Origin of the sequence: Pseudomonas sp. P129 (assembly GCF_020312195.1) — a bacterium.
GTDB lineage: Bacteria > Pseudomonadota > Gammaproteobacteria > Pseudomonadales > Pseudomonadaceae > Aquipseudomonas > Aquipseudomonas fragariae.
This window is the reverse complement of sequence record NZ_JAGPYS010000008.1, coordinates 139,723-160,049: the sequence shown is the minus strand read 5'-3', so window position 1 is coordinate 160,049 and position 20,327 is coordinate 139,723. Positions and strand designations below refer to the sequence as shown.

General features: G+C 61.9%; 18 protein-coding genes. 11 read left to right on the top strand and 7 right to left on the bottom strand.

Annotation, left to right across the window (positions count from 1 at the left end; genetic code table 11):
* Positions 1 to 89: 89 nt before the first annotated feature.
* Entirely contained in the window at positions 90 to 407 is a 318-nt protein-coding gene (locus tag KBY02_RS19120; protein ID WP_096126637.1) for a hypothetical protein, read from the top strand.
* A 71-nt stretch (positions 408 to 478) separates the two neighbouring features.
* A complete protein-coding gene (locus KBY02_RS19115; protein ID WP_104683525.1) occupies positions 479 to 2,047 on the top strand; it encodes a SulP family inorganic anion transporter in 1,569 nt (522 codons plus the stop codon).
* Between the two features lie 257 nt (positions 2,048 to 2,304).
* Here the strand turns inward: KBY02_RS19115 and aroE are convergent, their stop codons facing one another.
* Both aroE and hemF read right to left on the bottom strand, forming a co-directional pair.
* A complete protein-coding gene (gene aroE / locus KBY02_RS19110) occupies positions 2,305 to 3,129 on the bottom strand; it encodes a shikimate dehydrogenase (protein WP_103359891.1) in 825 nt (274 codons plus the stop codon).
* Positions 3,129 to 4,043 carry an oxygen-dependent coproporphyrinogen oxidase gene (hemF, locus tag KBY02_RS19105; protein ID WP_104683524.1) on the bottom strand — a complete coding sequence of 305 codons (915 nt, stop codon included), beginning with the start codon at positions 4,041 to 4,043 and terminating at the stop codon, positions 3,129 to 3,131. The genes aroE and hemF overlap by 1 nt, the downstream gene beginning before the upstream one ends.
* 171 nt (positions 4,044 to 4,214) lie before the next feature.
* On the opposite strand from hemF, the gene KBY02_RS19100 reads away from it, so the two are divergent.
* Entirely contained in the window at positions 4,215 to 5,192 is a 978-nt protein-coding gene (locus KBY02_RS19100) for an NADPH:quinone reductase (RefSeq protein WP_104683523.1), read from the top strand.
* 36 nt (positions 5,193 to 5,228) lie between these two features.
* Here the strand turns inward: KBY02_RS19100 and KBY02_RS19095 are convergent, their stop codons facing one another.
* From KBY02_RS19095 to KBY02_RS19085, 3 genes are all read right to left on the bottom strand, one after another.
* On the bottom strand, positions 5,229 to 5,786 hold the full coding sequence (locus KBY02_RS19095; protein ID WP_003340101.1) for an L-threonylcarbamoyladenylate synthase: 558 nt from the start codon (positions 5,784 to 5,786) through the stop codon (positions 5,229 to 5,231).
* Between the two features lie 38 nt (positions 5,787 to 5,824).
* Positions 5,825 to 6,943 (bottom strand): DNA-processing protein DprA, encoded by a 1,119-nt coding sequence (dprA, locus tag KBY02_RS19090; RefSeq protein ID WP_104683522.1) that lies wholly within the window; start codon positions 6,941 to 6,943, stop codon positions 5,825 to 5,827.
* 123 nt (positions 6,944 to 7,066) lie between these two features.
* Entirely contained in the window at positions 7,067 to 8,092 is a 1,026-nt protein-coding gene (locus tag KBY02_RS19085; RefSeq protein WP_003401462.1) for a LysM peptidoglycan-binding domain-containing protein, read from the bottom strand.
* A gap of 125 nt (positions 8,093 to 8,217) precedes the next feature.
* Between KBY02_RS19085 and def the strand changes: the two genes are divergently transcribed.
* From def to KBY02_RS19060, 5 genes are all read left to right on the top strand, one after another.
* Complete coding sequence (gene def, locus KBY02_RS19080; protein WP_003401459.1) at positions 8,218 to 8,724, top strand: peptide deformylase; 507 nt, start codon at positions 8,218 to 8,220, stop codon at positions 8,722 to 8,724.
* A gap of 53 nt (positions 8,725 to 8,777) precedes the next feature.
* Positions 8,778 to 9,722, top strand: coding sequence for a methionyl-tRNA formyltransferase (gene fmt, locus KBY02_RS19075; RefSeq protein ID WP_004403438.1), 945 nt, complete (start codon positions 8,778 to 8,780; stop codon positions 9,720 to 9,722).
* Positions 9,719 to 11,044 (top strand): 16S rRNA (cytosine(967)-C(5))-methyltransferase RsmB, encoded by a 1,326-nt coding sequence (rsmB, locus tag KBY02_RS19070; RefSeq protein ID WP_024641173.1) that lies wholly within the window; start codon positions 9,719 to 9,721, stop codon positions 11,042 to 11,044. The genes fmt and rsmB overlap by 4 nt, the downstream gene beginning before the upstream one ends.
* 4 nt (positions 11,045 to 11,048) lie before the next feature.
* Entirely contained in the window at positions 11,049 to 12,422 is a 1,374-nt protein-coding gene (gene trkA / locus KBY02_RS19065) for a Trk system potassium transporter TrkA (protein WP_024659693.1), read from the top strand.
* 154 nt (positions 12,423 to 12,576) lie between these two features.
* Positions 12,577 to 14,940, top strand: a complete 2,364-nt coding sequence (locus KBY02_RS19060; RefSeq protein ID WP_225650685.1) for an FdhF/YdeP family oxidoreductase — start codon at positions 12,577 to 12,579, stop codon at positions 14,938 to 14,940.
* 219 nt (positions 14,941 to 15,159) lie between these two features.
* Here KBY02_RS19060 and KBY02_RS19055 read toward each other — a convergent pair whose 3' ends face one another.
* Together KBY02_RS19055 and KBY02_RS19050 are read right to left on the bottom strand one after the other, a co-directional pair.
* Complete coding sequence (locus KBY02_RS19055) at positions 15,160 to 16,047, bottom strand: lysophospholipid acyltransferase (protein WP_003401447.1); 888 nt, start codon at positions 16,045 to 16,047, stop codon at positions 15,160 to 15,162.
* A 38-nt stretch (positions 16,048 to 16,085) separates the two neighbouring features.
* Positions 16,086 to 16,637, bottom strand: a complete 552-nt coding sequence (locus KBY02_RS19050) for a DNA-3-methyladenine glycosylase I (protein WP_024642347.1) — start codon at positions 16,635 to 16,637, stop codon at positions 16,086 to 16,088.
* An 80-nt stretch (positions 16,638 to 16,717) separates the two neighbouring features.
* Here KBY02_RS19050 and glyQ point away from each other — a divergent pair, with 80 nt between their 5' ends.
* Genes glyQ through gmhB form a run of 3 tightly spaced genes read left to right on the top strand, consistent with a single transcriptional unit; the run spans position 16,718 to position 20,271 of the window.
* A complete protein-coding gene (glyQ, locus tag KBY02_RS19045) occupies positions 16,718 to 17,665 on the top strand; it encodes a glycine--tRNA ligase subunit alpha (protein ID WP_002551326.1) in 948 nt (315 codons plus the stop codon).
* The gene (glyS, locus tag KBY02_RS19040) at positions 17,662 to 19,716 is read left to right on the top strand and encodes a glycine--tRNA ligase subunit beta (protein ID WP_225650684.1); all 2,055 of its coding nucleotides are present in this window, start codon (positions 17,662 to 17,664) and stop codon (positions 19,714 to 19,716) included. Before glyQ ends, glyS begins: the two co-directional genes overlap by 4 nt.
* 12 nt (positions 19,717 to 19,728) lie before the next feature.
* Positions 19,729 to 20,271, top strand: a complete 543-nt coding sequence (gmhB, locus tag KBY02_RS19035; protein WP_032654805.1) for a D-glycero-beta-D-manno-heptose 1,7-bisphosphate 7-phosphatase — start codon at positions 19,729 to 19,731, stop codon at positions 20,269 to 20,271.
* Positions 20,272 to 20,327: the final 56 nt, after the last annotated feature.

Below are 20,327 nucleotides of genomic sequence, written 5' to 3'. Positions count from 1 at the left end.
CGTCATTCTGGAATAGCAATAAGGAACCAACGAAAGGGGACAAACCACTAGACTGCCGTGCGGCCTATCCGCTAACTCTGGAGAACAGTATGAAAAGGTCACTTATACCCCTCTCGCTGGCCCTGATTCTGAGCGCATCCTTTGCCTCTGCGGGTAGCTGGCCACCAGAAACCAGCGCCAAAGTGCCTGGAAACGCGCTGGAATATCCGACCAGGCTGGAGGCCGTCAATGTCTCTATGGAAGAGATGCTCAACGCAGGAGCAACGGTCGTTTCTTCGTACGTGGCAGACATTGGTCCGGTAGTGACCCTCAAGAACAAGAAACACTATGTTATCTGCATGCTCAGAGGTGCTGGAACCGGGTCAGATACGAACGTCGCCACCTCGAAATGCTACGCCATGAACTAGCGTTCGCTCGCGGCTCCGGGCAGAAACGGTCTGACGTCGTGATGCAGTGACCCATCCAACATGAGGGACCGATGCGCTGGCTCAATCGCCATAAATTTCTACCCTTTCTCGCCTGGCTGCCGCAGCAGAATCGCGCCAGCGTCGGGGGTGATGCGCTGGTGGGCCTGAGTGGCGCCATTCTGGCGCTGCCGCAATCCATCGCTTACGCACTGATCGCCGGGCTGCCGCCTGAATACGGTCTGTACGCTGCGATTGTTCCAGTCCTCATTGCCTGTCTGTGGGGTTCGTCCTGGCACCTGATCTGTGGGCCGACCGCGGCTATATCCATCGTGCTATACGCCAGCGTCAGCCCGCTCGCCGTCCCGGCCAGTCAGGACTACATCATGTTGATCCTGCTGCTGACCTTCATCGCCGGTGTGTTTCAGCTGTTGCTGGGGATGATGCGCTTCGGTGCGCTGGTCAATTTCGTTTCGCATTCGGTAGTGCTGGGCTTCACGCTGGGCGCTGCGGTGGTGATTGCGCTGGGGCAGATGCCCAATCTGCTGGGCATCGATCTGCCAAGTCAGACCACCGCGCTAAAAAGCCTGACCGCCGTGCTCGAGCATTGGCGTGAAGTCGATCTGTCTTCGCTGGTGCTCGGCCTGTTAACCCTGGCGCTGGGCATCGGACTCAAGCTTCTGGTGCCTCGCTGGCCGACGCTGTTGATCGCCCTGGTGTCGAGCAGCCTGCTGGTGTGGCTGTGGCCAGCGATGTTCGGCCATGTCCGTGTGGTCAGCGCCTTCGTCGGCCATCTGCCGCCCTTCAGCCCGTTGCCGCTGGACCTCGAACTGATCCTCAAGCTGCTGCCGACCGCCGTGGCGGTGGGCATGCTCGGGCTGGTCAACAGCCTGTCGATTGCCCGCTCGCTGTCGGCTCGTTCGCAGCAGATGCTCAATGCCAATCAGGAAGTGCGTGCCCAGGGGCTGTCGAACATGGTCGGCTCGCTGTTCTCCGGCTACCTGTCAGCCGGGTCTTTTACCCGGGCGGCATTGAGTTACGAGGCTGGTGCGCGCTCGCCGCTGGCGGGTGTGTTTTCTGCGTTGTGGGTGGCATTGTTCGCGGTCGCCGGTGCCTCGTTGATATCGCACATTCCGATCCCGGCCATGGCCGCCTCAATCCTGCTGATCTGTTGGGGGCTGGTGGATCGCCGCGGCATTCGGGCACTGTTCCGCGTCAGCCGCGCCGAGTTTTTCGTGATGGCGCTGACCTGCCTGGCCACCCTGCTGCTGGAGCTGCAAACCGCGATCTACGCCGGTGTACTGGCCTCGCTGTTCTTCTACCTCAAGCGCACCTCGCAACCGCGCGTCCAGCAATGGCGCGAGGGCGACGAGGAGGTCCTGCGGGTCGGCGGATCGATCTTCTTCGGCGCCAGCCACTACCTGCAAACCCGCCTGCAACGTACCGAAGGTGTGCGAGTGGTGATCGATGCGCAGCAGATCAACTTCATCGATTACTCAGGCGTGGAGATGCTTCATCAGGAAGCCAGACGTCTGGGCCGGCAGGGCAGAGTGCTGGTCCTGCGCAATGCCAGGCCGCAAGTGATCGAAGAGCTGCACAAGCTGGAAGGCGCGGAGAAGTGCCCGATTCTGTTTGAGGATTGAGCTGTAACTCATCGTCGCGACGCTCTGCGTTCTACAAAGGTCCCGATAAGGCCGTAGATTTGGCTTCTGCCCGGAGGGCGTGGGAGCGAACTTGTTCGCGAAAGGGCAGGTATAATCGTCGAAAATACATCATCTGAAATACCGCCTTCGCGAACAAGCGAAGCGTCGCCCGGTTCGCTCCCACGGCCTTCGGCCAGAATCAAAAGCGGACTTGTGTATAACTCGGAGCATTGGCACGATAGTTCGCAGATAGCCGATCAACCCGCAGCCAGCAATCTGCGCAACTCCGCCAGCACCGGAGTCGACTCCGGACGCACACCGCGCCACAGCAGAAAGGCTTCTGCGGCCTGCTCGACCAGCATGCCCAGACCATCCACCGCCCGCGCCGCGCCGTGCTCGGTGGCCCAACGGCAAAAAGCAGTAGGCTCGTTGCTGTACATCATGTCATAGCAGAAGGTCACTCCCGGCTGGATCAGGCTGGGCGCGATCGGTGGCAGCTCTCCGGCCAGGCTGGCAGAGGTGGCATTGATGATCACGTCCACCGACTCTTCAAGCCAGTCGAAGCTGCTGGCGAATACCGGCCCGAGGTCGGCGAACTCCTGCGCCAGCCGCTCGGCTTTCTCGACCGTACGATTGGCGATCACCAACGCAGCGGGCTGTTGCCCAAGCAACGGCTCCAGCGCGCCACGCACCGCACCGCCTGCGCCCAGCAACAGAATGCGCTGACCACGCAGGCTGCGCCCGCAATTGACCGTCAGATCGCGTACCAGCCCCGCACCGTCAGTGTTATCGCCCAGCAGAGTTCCGTCGTCGAGCTTGCTCAGGGTGTTGACCGCCCCGGCGCGCTGCGCACGTTGGGTCAGGCTGTCGGCCAGGCGCCAGGCTTGTTCCTTGAACGGCACGGTGACGTTGGCGCCACGCCCGGCCTGGAAAAACGCCTGGGCAAACGCGGTGAAATCGTCCAGCGGTGCCAGTGAGGTTTGGTAATCCAGCGTTTGCCCGGTTTGCTCGGCAAACAGGCGATGAATCAACGGCGACTTGCTGTGGCCGATGGGATTACCGAAGACGACGTACCGGTCCATCAGTTTTCCGCCAGCCAGTCGCGGTCGGTCAGGAAGTATTCGGTCAGACGCGCTTCTTCGCTGCCCGGCGCGGCCTTCCAGTCATAACCCCAGCGGACTTGCGGCGGCAGCGACATGAGGATCGATTCGGTACGCCCACCCGATTGCAGACCGAACAACGTGCCGCGGTCATACACCAGGTTGAACTCGACGTAGCGACCACGACGGAATTCCTGAAACTCACGCTGCTGCACGGTATAGGCCGCCGCCTTGCGCCGCCGCACGATCGGCAGATAGGCATTGATGAACGCATCACCGATGGCGCGGATGAAGGCGAAGCTGGTGTCGAAATCCCACTGGTTCACGTCATCGAAAAACAGACCACCGATGCCGCGCGGTTCATCGCGATGCTTGAGGTGGAAGTAACTGTCGCACCAGGCCTTGTAGCGCGGGTAGACATCGTCGCCGAAGGGCGCACAGGCGCGCTCGGCAACCCGGTGCCAGTGCACGCAGTCTTCCTCGACGCCGTAATAGGGCGTCAGGTCGAAACCGCCACCGAACCACCAGACGGCCTCTTCACCTTCTTTCTCGGCAATGAAGAAGCGCACGTTGGCGTGGGACGTCGGCACATGCGGGTTGTGCGGATGGATCACCAGCGAAACGCCCAGCGCCTCGAAACCACGCCCGGCCAGTTCAGGCCGATGAGCGCTGGCAGACGGCGGCAGATTGCTGCCGAAAACATGGGAAAAATTGACACCGCCTTTCTCGATGACCGTGCCATTCTCGACCACCCGCGTACGACCACCGCCGCCCGCCGGACGCGTCCAGGCATCTTCCATGAAGTGTGCGCTGCCATCTTCCTGTTCAAGCGCAGTGCAGATACGGTCTTGCAGGTCGAGCAGGTAGGCTTTTACGGCCTCGGTACGGGTACTCATGAGGATCCCTTACGGCTGACGTCAAACGGCTGAGCCCCCGCAGCAAAAGAGGCGCAGGCAAATTGGCGCGTAGCATACCATCGGCGGCGCGGGCTGGCAGTTGACGAAGGTCCGGGGAAGGAGTCCGATGGGGGCTTTCGCAGCTTGTTTTAACCATCAAGGAGAGAGCACATGGCAAAGCGTATCCAGTTCAGCACTGTCGGAGGACCCGAGGTTCTTGAATATGTCGATTTCGAGCCGGAGGCTCCGGGGCCGCAGGCGGTGGTGGTGCGTAACAAGGCCATTGGCCTGAATTTCATCGATACCTATTACCGCAACGGGCTGTATCCGGCGCCGTCGCTGCCTTCCGGCCTCGGTGCAGAAGGGGCGGGGGTGGTCGAGGCGGTGGGGGCCGAGGTGACGCGCTTCAAGGTCGGTGATCGTGTCGCTTATGGCACCGGGCCGCTGGGGGCGTACAGCGAAGTGCACGTGCTGCCTGAAGCGAATCTGGTCAAGCTGGCGGACTCGATCAGTTTCGAGCAGGCCGCAGCCCTGATGCTCAAGGGCCTGACGGTGCAGTATCTGCTGCGTCAGACCTATCAGGTGAAGCCGGGCGAGATCATTCTGTTTCATGCCGCCGCAGGCGGGGTGGGCTCGCTGGCCTGTCAATGGGTCAAGGCCCTGGGCGGCAAACTGATCGGCACGGTCAGTTCGCCGGAGAAGGCCGCTCACGCCAAGGCGCTTGGAGCCTGGGAAACCATTGATTACAGCCACGAAGACGTCGCCAGCCGCGTGCTGGAACTGACCGACGGCAAGAAATGCCCGGTGGTCTACGACGGGGTGGGCCAGGACACCTGGTTGACGTCGCTCGACTGCGTGGCGCCACGCGGGCTGGTGGTGAGCTTCGGCAATGCCTCCGGGCCGGTCTCGGGCGTGAATCTCGGGATTCTGGCGCAAAAGGGTTCGGTGTATGTCACCCGCCCGACGCTGGGCTCTTACGCCAACAATGCGCAGAACCTGCAGGCCATGGCTGACGAGCTGTTCGACATGCTCGCCAGCGGCAAGCTCAAGGTCGACGGCATTCAGCAGTACGCCCTGAAGGACGCCGCCAGGGCGCAGACCGAGCTGTCGGCCCGGCGCACCACTGGCTCGACCATTCTGATCCCTTGATCGTCTACCACTGAACCCGCGCTGTGTGCGCCAGCGTCAGCCGGCGCGCACGATCTGCGCGGTGGCGATGTCACGTATCACGCTGGGGTTTCGACGCCCGCCCAGGCTGCCGCCGAGAACCCCGTCGATCTGCCCACGGAAGTACTGCTCGACGCGCAATCTCGAACGCGCAGCCGGGCGGCCCGCCGGGTTGGCGGAGGTGGAAATCAACGGACCGACCAGTGCGCACAGCTCACGTACGGTCGGGTGATCGGTAACACGCAGCGCCACGGTTTCGTGAATACCGGTGATCCACTCGGGCAGCAGGTTCTGATGCGGTACCAGCCAGGTGTTGGGCCCAGGCCAGGTGCTGGCCATGCGGTCGAGCCACAATTCGGGGAAGTCTTCGAACAGGAAGTCGAACTGGCGAATGTTGTCGGCAATCAGGATCAGGCCTTTTTCCACCGGCCGTGACTTGATCGCCAGCAGACGATAGACCGCTTCTTCATCCCACGGATCGCACCCCAGCCCCCAGACTGCCTCGGTCGGGTAGGCAATCACCGCACCGGCTCGAATATCCTGAGCGGCTTGTTGCACTCGCCAACTGCTGACCATTGTTTGTCTCTCCACTGAATCCTGGCGGCAGTTTAACCTCAGGGCGCTCTGGCGAACCATCGTCCTGCTTCACAGCTTATGCGTCCGTCCAGTTCCAGCTCGGTCAGGCCAGCCAATACCTTGGGCAATGGCCAGCCGCATGACACCGACAGCCCCTCGCTGGTGTGCGGTGCGGCGTGCAGCAGCGCCAATAAAGGATGATCGCAAGGGACAGGCTTCGCCGGCGTGACAGGATCGATGTCGGGCGTAACACGTTTCCAGTGCTGCAAGCCTTCAAGAATGTGCTCGACGGTCTCGACCAGTGTCGCGCCGTCACGTATCAACTGATGACAGCCCTTGGCGCCAGGGTGATGAATCGAGCCAGGTATCGCATACACCTCTCGTCCATGCTCGGCGGCCAGTCGCGCGGTAATCAACGAGCCGCTGGCGACACTGGCCTCGACCACCAGTATGCCCAGCGACAGGCCGCTGATGATTCGGTTACGCCGAGGGAAGTTGCTGGCCTGCGGTCCGGCGTCCAGCGGGAACTCGGAAATCACTGCGCCGCCCTGTGCCGCGATCTGCGCTGCGAGCGCGCGATGCTGCTGTGGATAAAGTTTTTCGAGCCCGGTGCCAAGCACGCCGATTGTAAGCCCCCCGACATCCAATGCGCCCTGATGCGCGGCGCCGTCAATACCCCGCGCCAGGCCACTGGTGATCACAAAACCGGCAGCCGCCAGGCTGCGCGCAAAAGCGCTGGCGGTGTCCAGCCCGGGTCGTGAAGCGCGACGACTGCCGACCATTCCCAACTGCGGACGCTCAAGGATCGAAGGGTCGCCGGCAATGAAGATCAGCGGCGGTGGATCAGCGATCTGCGCCAGCAATGCGGGGTAGCCAGGGTCGTCCCACATCAGCAAATGCTGGGCCGGACGCTCCAGCCAGGCCAATGCGGCACTGGCGCCATCACGTACGGAGGGGTCACGACGCGCCTCGGCACAGGCACCAGGAATACCCAGCGCACGCCATGCGCTGGCCGGCGCACTGAGCGCCGACGAGGCCGAACCGAAGGCTTCAATCAGTCTGGAAAAGCGTTTCGGCCCTATCTCGGGCAAGCGGTGCATGCGCAAACGCGCTTCCAGCTCTGCGGGTGAAGAGGGGGCATTTTCGAACAATGGCATGAGATCGTCCCTGATCCATCGTGCATCCCGAGGGATGCACAAACCTGTGGATAACTCTGTTGACAACAATTTGATAAGTGTCTGGTTCGTCGCACAAATCCGTGTCAGATCTGAAACATGCGTCTACGGGTTGCGAACCTTGTCCATGATGGCCAAAGATCGGTTGGCTTGCAGGACCAAGGCGTAACTAAGCTTGTCGTAGGTACGGAAAACCATCAGCAGGCCGGCCCGTTCGTCGGGGATTTTTACCTGTTCACCGGTGATCCGGTCGCGCACGGTCTCGCTGGTCTTGTAGATCGCCAGCACGTTGCCCTCGGTCAGGCCGTCGCGTTTGCCCTTGTCGAGCGTGACCACATCCAGCACGCTGACCTGAGTGACGCCGCGTGGCACATCCAGAATCAAACCGTCTATCGGCGCCTGCGGAGCGCTGGGCAGGAACGTCGAGTTGATGGCCCGCTCTTCGCTGCTGAATAAACGATCGCCCAGACGCACTTCCTGTGTGGAGCGCTGCAGAATCAGGGTCGAGACGTCACCCTCGGTGGCAACCACCTCGGCGCTGCCGACGTCATCGGCATTGATCCCCAGCACTTCCTGGGTCTTGGGATCGACGTAGGTCTTGCCCTGACGGAAGATGCCATAGACGCTGTGCGCCGGGTCCAGCGCGCCCCGTGCATAGGCACGATCACCGTTGCCACTGAGCACGCGCTCGGCGTTGCCCGCAACGATGTAGGGGGCTTTTTCGAACTGCTCGGCGCTGTCGACAATCCGATTGTTGATCAGGAAGGCGTTGATCGCGCCCAGCGGAATGCTCGGAATGGCCTCGACCATCGGCGTACTGCGCACCCGCGGTGACAATTTGATGGTGCCACGCGACTGGCCCCGATTGAGCGTCACGCGCGGCTGACCATCGACCCAGGTCAGCGCGAGAGTGTCACCGGGGTAGATCAGGTCAGGATCATGGACTTGCGGATTGGCCCGCCAGATCTCGCGCCATTTCCACGGTTCACGCAAGAACTTGCCGGAAATGTCCCAGAGTGTGTCCCCGGCGACAACGGTGTAGCTCTGTGGATAGCCTTCCCTGAGTTGCACTTGCGCCTGCGCAAGACCGCTGGCGGTCAGCAGCAGCAGGGCGAGTAGTGATTTCCTCATGCGGTGAATCCCTTTATCATGTTGCCTCACGCGAACCCTAGAGTCCTGTCCTGGGCTGCCTGCCTTGAACTCCCGGGCCCGGCACCCAACATTGACTTTACCTTAACAGTGCAGCTCTTACGTATATGGCCATTCTAAACATCCTCGAATTTCCCGATTCGCGCCTGCGCACCATCGCCAAACCTGTGGCGATGGTAGACGACGGCATTCGCCAGTTGGTCGACGACATGTTTGAAACCATGTACGAAGCGCCAGGTATTGGCCTGGCCGCGACTCAGGTCAACGTCCACAAGCGCGTGGTCGTCATGGACCTGAGCGAAGACCGTAGCGAACCGATGGTCTTCATCAATCCTGAAATCGAAAAACTGACCGATGAAATGGATCAGTATCAGGAAGGCTGCCTGTCGGTGCCGGGCTTCTACGAGAACGTCGACCGTCCGCAAAAGGTCCGCGTCAAGGCGCTGGACCGTGACGGCAAGCCTTATGAACTGGTTGCCGAGGGCCTGCTCGCCATCTGTATCCAGCATGAATGCGATCACCTGAACGGCAAGCTGTTCGTCGATTACCTTTCCAACCTCAAGCGTGACCGGATCAAGAAGAAGCTCGAAAAGCAGCACAAGCTCAACGCCTGATCCGTCGTTACCCCAAAAGGCCTGAACAGGCCTTTTTTTATAATGAGAACTCCATGACTGAGCCACTGCGCATCGTCTTCGCCGGCACCCCGGAATTCGCCGCCGAACACCTCAAGGCCCTGCTCGACAGCCCTCACCAGATCGTCGCCGTGTACACCCAGCCCGATCGCCCGGCCGGTCGTGGACAAAAGCTGATGCCCAGCCCGGTCAAGCAACTGGCGCTGCAACATGACGTACCGGTCATGCAGCCGCCCACACTGCGCGATCCTGCTGCGCAGGCTGAACTGGCAGCGCTGCAACCCGATTTGATGGTGGTCGTCGCCTACGGCCTGATCCTGCCGCAAGTGGTGCTGGATATTCCGCGCCTGGGCTGCATCAACAGCCATGCGTCGCTGCTGCCGCGCTGGCGCGGTGCGGCGCCGATTCAGCGCGCGGTGCAGGCCGGTGATGCCGAGAGCGGCGTAACCGTGATGCGCATGGAAGCGGGCCTGGACACCGGGCCGATGCTGCTCAAGGCGGTCACCCCGATTACCGCGCAGGACACGGGCGGCACGCTGCATGATCGCCTGGCCGAACTCGGTCCGCCTGCTGTGTTGCAGGCTATTGCCGGTCTGGCGGACGGCTCGCTGGTCGGCGAGGTTCAGGATGACAGCCTGGCCAACTACGCCCATAAGCTGAACAAGGACGAAGCGCGCCTGGACTGGACGCGTCCGGCCGATGAGCTTGAACGCCTGGTCCGCGCCTTCAACCCCTGGCCGATCTGTCACAGCACGCTGAACGAAGAAACCCTGAAAGTCCTGGCCGCCGATCTGGCCGAAGGGCAGGGCGCGCCGGGGACGATTCTCGGCGCCAGCAAGGATGGCCTGATCGTCGCCTGCGGGCAGAACGCGCTGCGCCTGACCCGTCTGCAATTGCCGGGCGGCAAGCCGCTGAACTTCACTGACCTGTTCAACAGCCGCCGCGAGAAATTTGCCATCGGCACGGTGCTGGGCCAATGAACCCGCGTCTGGCCGCCGCCAAGGCACTGGCTGCCGTGCTCAGCGGCAAGGCCTCGCTGAACAGCTCGTTGCCGACTCAACTGGACAAGGTCGAGGTGCGTGATCGTGGCCTGACGCAGGACCTGGCATTCGGCACCGCGCGCTGGCAGCCGCGTCTGTCGGCATTGGCGGCCAAGCTGCTGCAGAAGCCCTTCAAGGCCGCCGACGCCGACGTTGAAGCCTTGTTGCTGGTCGGCCTTTATCAACTGTTCTACAGCCGCATTCCGGCCCATGCTGCGATTGGCGAAACCGTGGGCTGCGCCGACAAATTGAAAAAGCCGTGGGCCAAAGGCTTGCTCAACGCCGTGCTGCGCAATGCGCAACGTGACGGCGAGGCGCTGCTGATCGAGCTGGAACACGACCCGGTGGTGCGTACCGCCCACCCGCGCTGGCTGCAGAAAGCTTTGAAAGCCGCCTGGCCGGAACAGTGGGAAGCCATCTGCGCAGCCAACAATGCGCACCCGCCAATGATCTTGCGCGTCAACCGACGCCATCACCGTCGCGATCAATACCTCGAACTGCTCGACACTGCCGGCCTGCAAGCCAGCGCGTGCATCTTCAGCCAGGACGGCATCGTCCTCGCCGAGCCGTGCGATGTGCGCTCGCTGCCCGGTTTTGCCGAAGGCTGGATCAGCGTGCAGGATGAAGCCGCGCAGCTGGCCGCCGACCTGCTGGAGCTGGCCCCCGGGCAACGGGTACTCGATGCCTGCTGCGCGCCGGGCGGCAAGACCTGCCACTTGCTGGAAGTACAGCCGCAACTGGACGGCGTGGTGGCGGTGGATCTGGAAGCCAAGCGTCTGGTGCGCGTGCGTGAAAACCTCGATCGCCTGGGACTGGATGCCGAGCTGATTGCAGCCGACGCCCGCGAGACAGCGCAGTGGTGGGACGGCAAACCGTTCCAGCGCATCCTGCTCGACGCACCGTGCTCGGCGACCGGCGTGATTCGTCGGCATCCGGACATCAAACTGACTCGTCAGGCAGATGACATCGCCGCGCTGGCGGCCTTGCAGGGCGAGCTGCTCGATGCGTTGTGGCCTACGCTGCAGGTAGGCGGCATGCTGGTGTACGCGACCTGCTCGACACTGCCAACCGAAAACACCGACGTCATCGAGGCGTTTCTGGCGCGTACCTCCGGGGCCAGAGAGCTGGACATCGCCGGGCAGGCCGGACAGCCGCCCGCGGGTATCAAGCAAGCCCATGGTCGCCAGCTGCTGGCCCAGCAAGGCGGCCACGACGGTTTCTACTACGCCAAACTGATCAAGATCGCGTCGGCGCGGGAGTAAGCGCGTGAAAATCATCATTCTGGGTGCAGGGCAGGTAGGCGGTACGCTGGCCGAGCATCTGGCGGGCGAAGCCAACGACATCACCGTGGTCGACACTGACGGCGACCGGTTGCGCGATCTGGGCGACCGCCTGGACATCCGCACCGTGCAGGGCAAGGGCTCCTACCCGGCGGTGTTGCGTCAGGCCGGCGCGGACGACGCCGACATGCTGGTCGCGGTGACCAGCAGCGACGAAGCCAACATGATTGCCTGTCAGGTGGCCCATACGCTGTTCCATACGCCGACCAAGATCGCGCGCATCCGTGAAGCGGCGTACCTGACACGCGCAGGCCTGTTCGATAAAAACGCGATCCCGGTCGACGTGCTGATCAGTCCGGAGCAGGTCGTCACCAACTACATCAAGCGTCTGATCGAGTACCCCGGTGCGCTGCAGGTGATCGACTTCGCCGAAGGCAAAGCGCAACTGGTCGCGGTCAAAGCCTACTACGGCGGCGCGCTGGTCGGTCAGCCGCTGCGTCAGCTACGAGCGCACATGCCGAATGTCGAAACGCGCATCGCGGCGATCTATCGCCGCGACCGGGCGATACTGCCGCATGGCGACACGGTCATCGAGGCCGACGACGAGGTGTTCTTCATTGCCGCCAAGGCTGACATTCGCGCCGTGATGGGCGAGCTGCGGCGCCTGGACGAGAACTACAAACGTATCGTCATCGCCGGCGGCGGCAACATCGGCGAGCGTCTGGCTGAAGCCATCGAAAGCCGCTATCAGGTGAAGATCATCGAAGTGAGCCCGGCGCGCTGCCGCTATCTGTCGGAACACCTGGACAGCACGGTGGTGCTGCAGGGCAGCTCATCGGACCGCGACCTGCTGCTGGAAGAAAACATCGGCAACACCGACCTGTTCCTGGCGCTGACCAACGACGATGAAGCCAACATCATGTCGTCGCTGCTGGCCAAGCGTCTGGGCGCACGCAAGGTGATGACGCTGATCAATAACCCGGCCTACGTCGACCTGGTGCAGGGTGGCGAAATCGACGTTGCGGTCAGCCCGCAACTGGCAACCATCGGCACGCTGCTGGCCCACGTGCGCCGCGGTGATATCGTCAGCGTGCATTCGCTGCGACGCGGTGCAGCCGAAGCCATCGAGATCGTCGCTCACGGCGACTCGAAATCCAGCAAGGTCGTCAGCCGTGCGATCAAGGACATCAACCTGCCGACCGGTACGGCAATCGGCGCAGTGATCCGCGACGAACAAGTGCTTATTGCCCATGACATCACGGTGATCGAATCCGGTGACCATGTGATCATGTTCCTTGTAGACAAGAAGTGCATTCGCGATGTCGAGCGGCTGTTTCAGGTCGGCCTGAGCTTTTTCTGAACCGCTGCTGAACAGGGCATGACCCTGACTGAACCTCTTGCCGACGCGCCCTGTCGGCAACGCTCGTCGACTCGGGCGAATTCTCTCTGAGCCCGTGTATCTCAGACACACGAGCTTCATGCCTTCACGGGCTTTATGAGAGAGAACACACCCCATGTCCGAATCGGAAAACTCCCAGGCCCCGCTTCAGGGATCACAGACCGACGGCACGCCGGCAGGTGGCTGGGCCGCGCTCAGTGCGGTCAACAAGCACCTGTTGCACCAGCATGTGCTGATCAAGGGCAACCGCACGCTGATGTCCATGAACAAGCCTGGAGGCTTCGACTGCCCCAGCTGCTCCTGGCCGGACCCGAAAAAGCCGCACACCTTTGAATACTGCGAGAACGGTGCCAAGGCACTGGCCTGGGAATCGACCAAGAAACGCGTGACTCCTGAGTTCTTCGCCCGGCATACGGTCAGCGAACTGGCCACCTGGAGCGACCACGAGCTGGAAGCAGAAGGCCGTATCACCGAGCCGATGCGCTACGACGCCGCCAGTGACAAATACCTGCCCGTCACCTGGGACGAGGCGTTCGCCGAGATCGGCGAAGAACTGCGCAACCTGAGCGACCCGTGGAAGCTGGAGCTGTACACCTCAGGGCGCACATCGAACGAAGCCGCCTTTCTGTATCAGCTGTTTGGCCGGATGTACGGCATGGCCAACTTCCCTGACTGCTCGAACATGTGCCATGAGACCACCACCGCGGCGCTGCCCGAGTCGATCGGGGTTGGCAAAGGCACCACGACGCTGGAGGATTTCGAGAGCGCCGACGCGATTTTCATCATCGGCCAGAACCCCGGGACCAACAGCCCGCGCATGATGTCCGAGCTGCACGCCGCCGCGCGCCGGGGCGCGAGCATCATCTCGTTCAACCCGCTGCGGGAGAGGGCGCTGGTACGTTTTGCGGCGCCGCAGGACCCGCGCGACATGCTCAGTCTGCATGGGGTGGAAATCAGCTCGCAGTACCATCAGGTCAGGATCGGCGGCGACATGATCGCCCTGCAAGGCGTTTGCAAGGCCGTGATCGAAGCCGACGACGTGGCGCAGCGTGAACACCTGCCACGTGTACTCGATGTGGCGTTCATTGAAGAACACACCCATGGCTTCGAGCAGTACGCCGATTACTGCCGACAGTTGCCCTGGGACATCATCGAGCGCCATTCGGGCCTGACGCGTCAGGCCATCGAAGAGGTGGCGGCGGTCTATAAGCGCTCGAAGGGGGTCATCTGCTGCTGGGGAATGGGCATCACTCAGCACAAGCGCGGCGGTGACGCCATGCAGCAGATCATCAACCTGCTGCTGTTACGCGGCAACATCGGCAAGCTTGGTGCGGGGGCGTGTCCGGTGCGTGGGCATTCCAACGTACAGGGCGACAGGACGATGGGCATCTACGAAAAGGCCGGCGAACCGTTTCTGGCCAGCATGAGCAAGGTGTTCGGTTTCGAGGCGTCCAGAAAAAAAGGTCACGCTGTGGCCGAGACCTGCGAAGCCCTGTTGCGTGGCGAGGTGGAAGCGCTGATTTCCATGGGCGGTAATTTTTTCCGTGCCATTCCGGACACCTATGTGATCTGCCCGACCGTCAGCCGTCTGAAAATGACGGTGCTGGTCAACACCAAGCTCAACCGCAGCGCGACAGTCCATGGTCAGAAGGCCTTTCTGCTGCCGTGCGTGGCACGTTCGGAGCGCGACCTGCAGAACGGTGTGGCGCAAACCATTACGGTGGAGGACTCGATGTCGATGGTGCACGGCTCGACCGGCATGCTCGAGCCTGCGTCGAAACATCTGATTTCCGAAGTGGCGATCATTGCCGGTATCGCCAAAGCGACGCTTGCGCCCAATCCCAAGGTGGACTGGGACAGCTATGTGGGTGACTACGCCAGGATTCGCGACAAGATCGAAGAAGTACTGCCCGAGCAGTTTTACGATTTCAATCAGCGCATCCTCGAACCCGGAGGTTTTCGATTGCCCAATGCCGCCAGTGAGCGCAAGTGGGACACCGAGTCGGGCAAGGCCAACTTCCTCTTTCCCGAAGGCATCTACGACGAAGACGACACGCCGCCGGGGGCCGAGCATCTGCAGTTGATGACGATCCGCAGCCATGACCAGTTCAACACCACGGTGTATTCCAACGATGACCGCTATCGGGACATCTTTGGCGACCGCATGGTGGTGATGCTCAACCCGCAGGACATCGAACGCCTGGGGCTGAAGGCCGGGGACTACATCGAGTTTCAGACGGCGCTCGACCCGACCACCGCGCGGCGAGCAGCGGGTTTCAAGGTCATCCCCTACGACGTGCCGCAGGGATGCTGCGCAGCGTACTACCCGGAGACCAACGGCCTGCTACCACTGGCCAATCGGGATAAACACGGCAACACCCCTGCGGCCAAATCCATCCCGGTGAACCTGGTGCGGATGAGTCCGGAAGGGACTCAGGTGGCGCTGGAGCGACGCGGATTGATTGCGGCCGCCAGTTGAGGGAAACACTATCGTGCCCATGCTCCAGCGTGGGCATGCCGTTCTGGACGCTCTGCGTCCTATCCTGAGAACTGTGGTGCGGCGCAGATTTGTGACGCAGAGCGTCACGCACTGCATTCCCACGCGGAGCGTGAGGAACGATAGGTGTCTGCAGGAACACGATCGTGCCCATGCTCCAGCGTGGACACGCCGTTGCGGACGCTCCGCGTCCGGTCCTTTCTAGTACCAGCGCGCCTCACCTGGCGGGCGTTTCTTGAAGCGCTTCATGGTCCACATGTACTGGCTCGGATACGCCCGCACGTATTTCTCGACCACTTTGCTCATCGCCGCTGCCGAGGTTTCGGTGTCGGTGCTGTACATCGCTTCGGGCGCCGCTTCGAGTACCACTTTGTAACCCGAGCCATCCGGCAGGCGCATGGCGTGCAGGAAGACGCCGACTGCCTTGCCGCCTGCCAGCATGTTCGGCACAAACTTGCTGGTCAGGGCCATGGTGCCGCAGAAGGGCACGAAGATACCCGCTGATTCAGCCGGCTCCGGATCGGCCGGAATACCCACCGAGCCGCCTTTGCGCACTTCCTTGATGACACTGAGAATGCCTTCCTTGGTCGACGCCGCCACCCGGTTGCCCAACTGCACACGCTGCTTGCGCAACAGGTCGTCCACGGCTTTCAGCTTGGGTGGACGATAGAAAATGATCGGCTTGCACTGGCTGCAGTAGAAGTGATTGAGCACTTCCCAGTTGCCCAGGTGACTGGTGATGCCGACCACGCCCTTGCCGGACGCCAGCGCGTCCTTGAGCACATCGAGCCCTTCGACTTCACGCACCAGGTCGATCGATTTCTGTGCCGGCCAGATCCACGCACAGGCGCTTTCGGTCAAGGTCTTGCCGATGTCCATGAGGCTGCGGCCGACGAGCTTTTCCAGCTCGGGCTCGCTCAGCTCGGGGAAGCACTTGGACAGATTGATCCGCGCCACTTCCCGCGAGCGGTTGGGCAGCTTCCACATCAGCCAGCCAATCGCGGTGCCTGTCCACTGCACCGCGCGCCATGGCAACAGCGCAAACAATCGCAACGCCCCGACCATTACGGCGCCTTTGAACTTATCCACAGATGACTCCCAGATTCTCGAGGCGGGTAGTGTAACCGTCAGCGGCTCAGGATCGCATACCGATCGCAATCGACAGTGTGGTCCATGACCATGCCGCTGGCCTGCATGTAGGCGTAACAGATGGTCGGCCCGACAAAGGTGAAACCGGCCTTTTTCAGTGCCTTGCTCATCGCTTCGGCCTCGGCGGTAATCGCCGGGACTTCGCTGCGATCCTTGAAGTGATTGATCTTCGGGGTACCACCGACAAACGACCAGAGCAGCGCGACCGGGTCTTCCAGTTCCAGCCAGGCCCGCGCATTGGTGCGCACCGCCTTGAGCTTGAGGCGGTTGCGGATGATGCTCGGATCAAGCATCAGCGCCTCTATTTCGGCATCGCTCAGCTGCGCCAGGCGCTCGACGTCAAAACCGTGCAGCACTTCGCGATAACGCGCGCGCCGCTTGAGAATCGTGATCCACGACAGCCCGGCCTGGAACCCTTCGAGCAAAAGCAACTCGAAGAGCTTCTGCGCATCGCGCAGCGGCACTCCCCACTCCTGATCGTGATATGCGATGTACAGGGGGTCTTCGTTGCACCAAAAGCAGCGTGTCATAGGGCTCCCAAGGAGTGGACGTGCGGCCGAATCGGGTATACTCCCGCTCTTTGAATCGCAGCCCAGCACAGGTGAAATTTGTGAGCCAGCCTACGCCAGCCGTGCGTACCTTCCAAGACTTGATCCTCGCCCTCCAGCAATACTGGGCAGAACAAGGTTGCGTGGTACTTCAGCCCTACGATATGGAAGTAGGCGCCGGCACGTTCCACACTGCCACGTTTCTGCGCGCCGTAGGCCCGGAAACCTGGAACGCCGCTTACGTACAGCCAAGCCGTCGCCCGACTGACGGCCGTTACGGCGAAAACCCGAACCGCCTGCAGCACTATTACCAGTTTCAGGTGATTCTCAAGCCGAACCCGGACAACTTCCAGGAACTGTACCTGGGCTCGCTCAAGCACATCGGTCTCGATCCGCTGGTGCACGACGTGCGCTTCGTCGAAGACAACTGGGAATCGCCGACGCTGGGCGCCTGGGGTCTGGGCTGGGAGATCTGGCTCAACGGCATGGAAGTCTCGCAGTTCACCTACTTCCAGCAGGTCGGTGGTCTGGAGTGCTACCCGGTTACCGGCGAAATCACCTACGGCCTCGAGCGTCTGGCGATGTACCAGCAGGGCGTGGACTCGGTCTACGATCTGGTCTGGGCTGACGGCCCGTTCGGCAAAGTGACCTACGGCGACGTGTTCCACCAGAACGAAGTGGAGCAGTCGACCTACAACTTCGAACACGCCAACGTCGACAAACTGTTCGAGCTGTTCGACTTCTACGAAAGCGAAGCCGCACGCCTGATCGAGCTGGAGCTGCCATTGCCCGGCTACGAAATGGTCCTCAAGGCCTCGCACACCTTCAACCTGCTGGATGCCCGTCGCGCGATTTCCGTGACGGCGCGTCAGCAATACATTCTGCGCGTGCGCACGCTGGCCCGTTCGGTGGCTCAGGCCTACCTGCAGGCTCGGGCACGTCTCGGCTTCCCGATGGCGCCGCCCGATCTACGCGATGAAGTGTTGGCCAAGCTGGAGGCAGCGCAATGAGTGCTCAAGATTTTCTGGTCGAACTGGGCACCGAAGAACTGCCACCCAAGACCCTCGTCTCGCTGGCCGATGCGTTTCTCGCCGGTATTGAAAAAGGTCTCGCAGGCGCAGGTCTGACCTACAGCGCCAAACAGGTCTACGCCGCACCGCGTCGTCTGGCCGTGCTGATTACCGCACTGGCCACGCAACAACCGGATCGCAGCGTCAACCTCGACGGCCCACCGCGTCAGGCCGCGTTCGATGCCGACGGCAACCCGACTCAGGCCGCCCTGGGCTTCGCCAAGAAGTGCGGCGTCGACCTGAGCGAAATCGATCAGAGCGGTCCGAAACTGCGTTACAGCCAGACCATCCTCGGCAAGCCGACGACGTCGCTGTTGCCGACCATCGTCGAAGACTCGCTGAACGACCTGCCGATTGCCAAGCGCATGCGCTGGGGTGCTCGCAAGGAAGAGTTCGTGCGGCCGACCCAGTGGCTGGTGATGCTGTTCGGTGATCAGGTGGTGGACTGCACGATCCTCGCCCAGAGCGCGGGTCGTCATTCGCGCGGTCATCGCTTCCATCATCCGCAAGACGTGCGCATTTCTTCGCCTGCCGGTTACCTCAGTGACCTGCGCACCGCTCATGTACTGGCCGACTTCAACGAACGTCGCCAGATCATCAGCAAGCGCGTCGACGAGCTGGCCACCCAGCAGGAAGGCACCGCCATCGTGCCGCCAAGCCTGCTGGACGAAGTGGCCGGTCTGGTCGAGTGGCCGGTTCCGCTGGTGTGCTCGTTCGAAGAGCGCTTCCTGGAAGTCCCTCAGGAAGCCTTGATTACCACCATGCAGGACAACCAGAAGTATTTCTGCCTGCTGGATGTCGACGGCAAGCTGCTGCCGCGCTTCATCACCGTGGCCAACATCGAGAGCAAGGACCCGGCACAGATCATCGCCGGTAACGAGAAGGTGGTTCGTCCACGCCTGACCGACGCCGAGTTCTTCTTCAAGCAGGACAAGAAGCAGAAGCTCGAAACCTTCAACGATCGCCTGAAGAACGTCGTGTTCCAGGCGCAGTTGGGCAGCGTGTTCGACAAGGCCGAGCGTGTGTCGAAGCTGGCCGCTTACATCGCACCGCGCATCGGCGGCGACGCCCAGCGTGCTGCGCGGGCCGGTCTGCTCTCCAAGTGCGACCTGTCGAGCGAGATGGTCGGCGAGTTTCCGGAAATGCAGGGCATTGCCGGTTACTACTACGCCAAGGCCGACGGCGAGCCGGAAGATGTCGCGCTGGCGCTCAACGAGCAGTACATGCCACGTGGCGCGGGTGCCGAACTGCCGACCACACTGACCGGTGCTGCGGTGGCCATTGCCGACAAGCTCGATACGCTGGTCGGTATCTTCGGTATCGGCATGCTGCCTACCGGCAGCAAGGACCCGTATGCCCTGCGTCGTGCAGCACTGGGCATCCTGCGCATCCTGATCGAGAAGAAGCTCGACCTGAACCTGGTCGAAACGGTGAAATTCGCCGTCGCGCAGTTCGGCGCGAAGATCAAGCCGGCCGGTCTGGCGGAACAGGTTCTCGACTTCATCTTCGATCGTCTGCGTGCGCGTTATGAAGACGAAGGCGTCGACGTGGCGGTGTACCTCTCGGTACGTGCCCTGCAACCGGCTTCGGCGCTGGATTTCGATCAGCGCGTCCAGGCGGTCCAGGCCTTCCGCAAACTGCCACAGGCCGCTGCACTGGCCGCAGTGAACAAGCGTGTATCGAACCTCTTGAGCAAGGCCGAGGGCAGCATTGCCCAGACCGTCGAGCCCAAGTATTTCGACAACGCCAACGAGTTCTCGCTGTACTCGGCCATCCAGCAGGCCGATCACGCGATCCAGCCTATGGCTGCCGAGCGTCAGTACAGCGAATCGCTGGCGCGTCTGGCGATGTTGCGTGAGCCGGTCGATGCGTTCTTCGAAGCCGTGATGGTCAACGCAGAAGACGCCAACGTGCGTGCCAACCGTTATGCCCTGTTGTCGCGTTTGCGCGGCCTGTTCCTCGGCGTCGCCGACATCTCGCTGCTGGGCTGACAAGGAGTCGCTGTGAAACTGCTGATACTCGATCGGGATGGCGTGATCAATCATGACTCCGACACTTACATAAAGTCGGTGGCGGAGTGGCTGCCCATTCCTGGCTCGATCGAAGCTATCGCAGCGCTGAGCAAGGCCGGCTGGACGGTGGCCGTCGCCACCAACCAGTCGGGCATTGCCCGAGGTTATTACGATCTGGCCACTCTGGATGCCATGCACGTGCGCTTGCGCAAGCTGGTGGCAGAGCAGGGCGGCGAGCTCGGTTTGATCGTCTATTGCCCGCATGGGCCAGACGATGGCTGTACCTGCCGCAAGCCAAAACCCGGCATGCTGCAGGCCATCGCCCGTCATTACGCAGCGGACCTCAAAGGTCTCTGGTTCGTGGGCGACAGCAAGGGTGACCTGCAAGCCGCATTGGCCATCGATTCTCAGCCTGTGCTGGTAATGACCGGCAAAGGCCGCAAGACGATGGAAGGCGGAGTGCCGGCAGGCACATTGATTTTTGACGATCTGGCGGCAGTTGCCGCAGAACTTATCCACAACAGCACTCACTGAACAATCAGCTCTTCAGGTTCAGGACGCTCAAGGAGCGGGCACCTGCCCGTACGGTA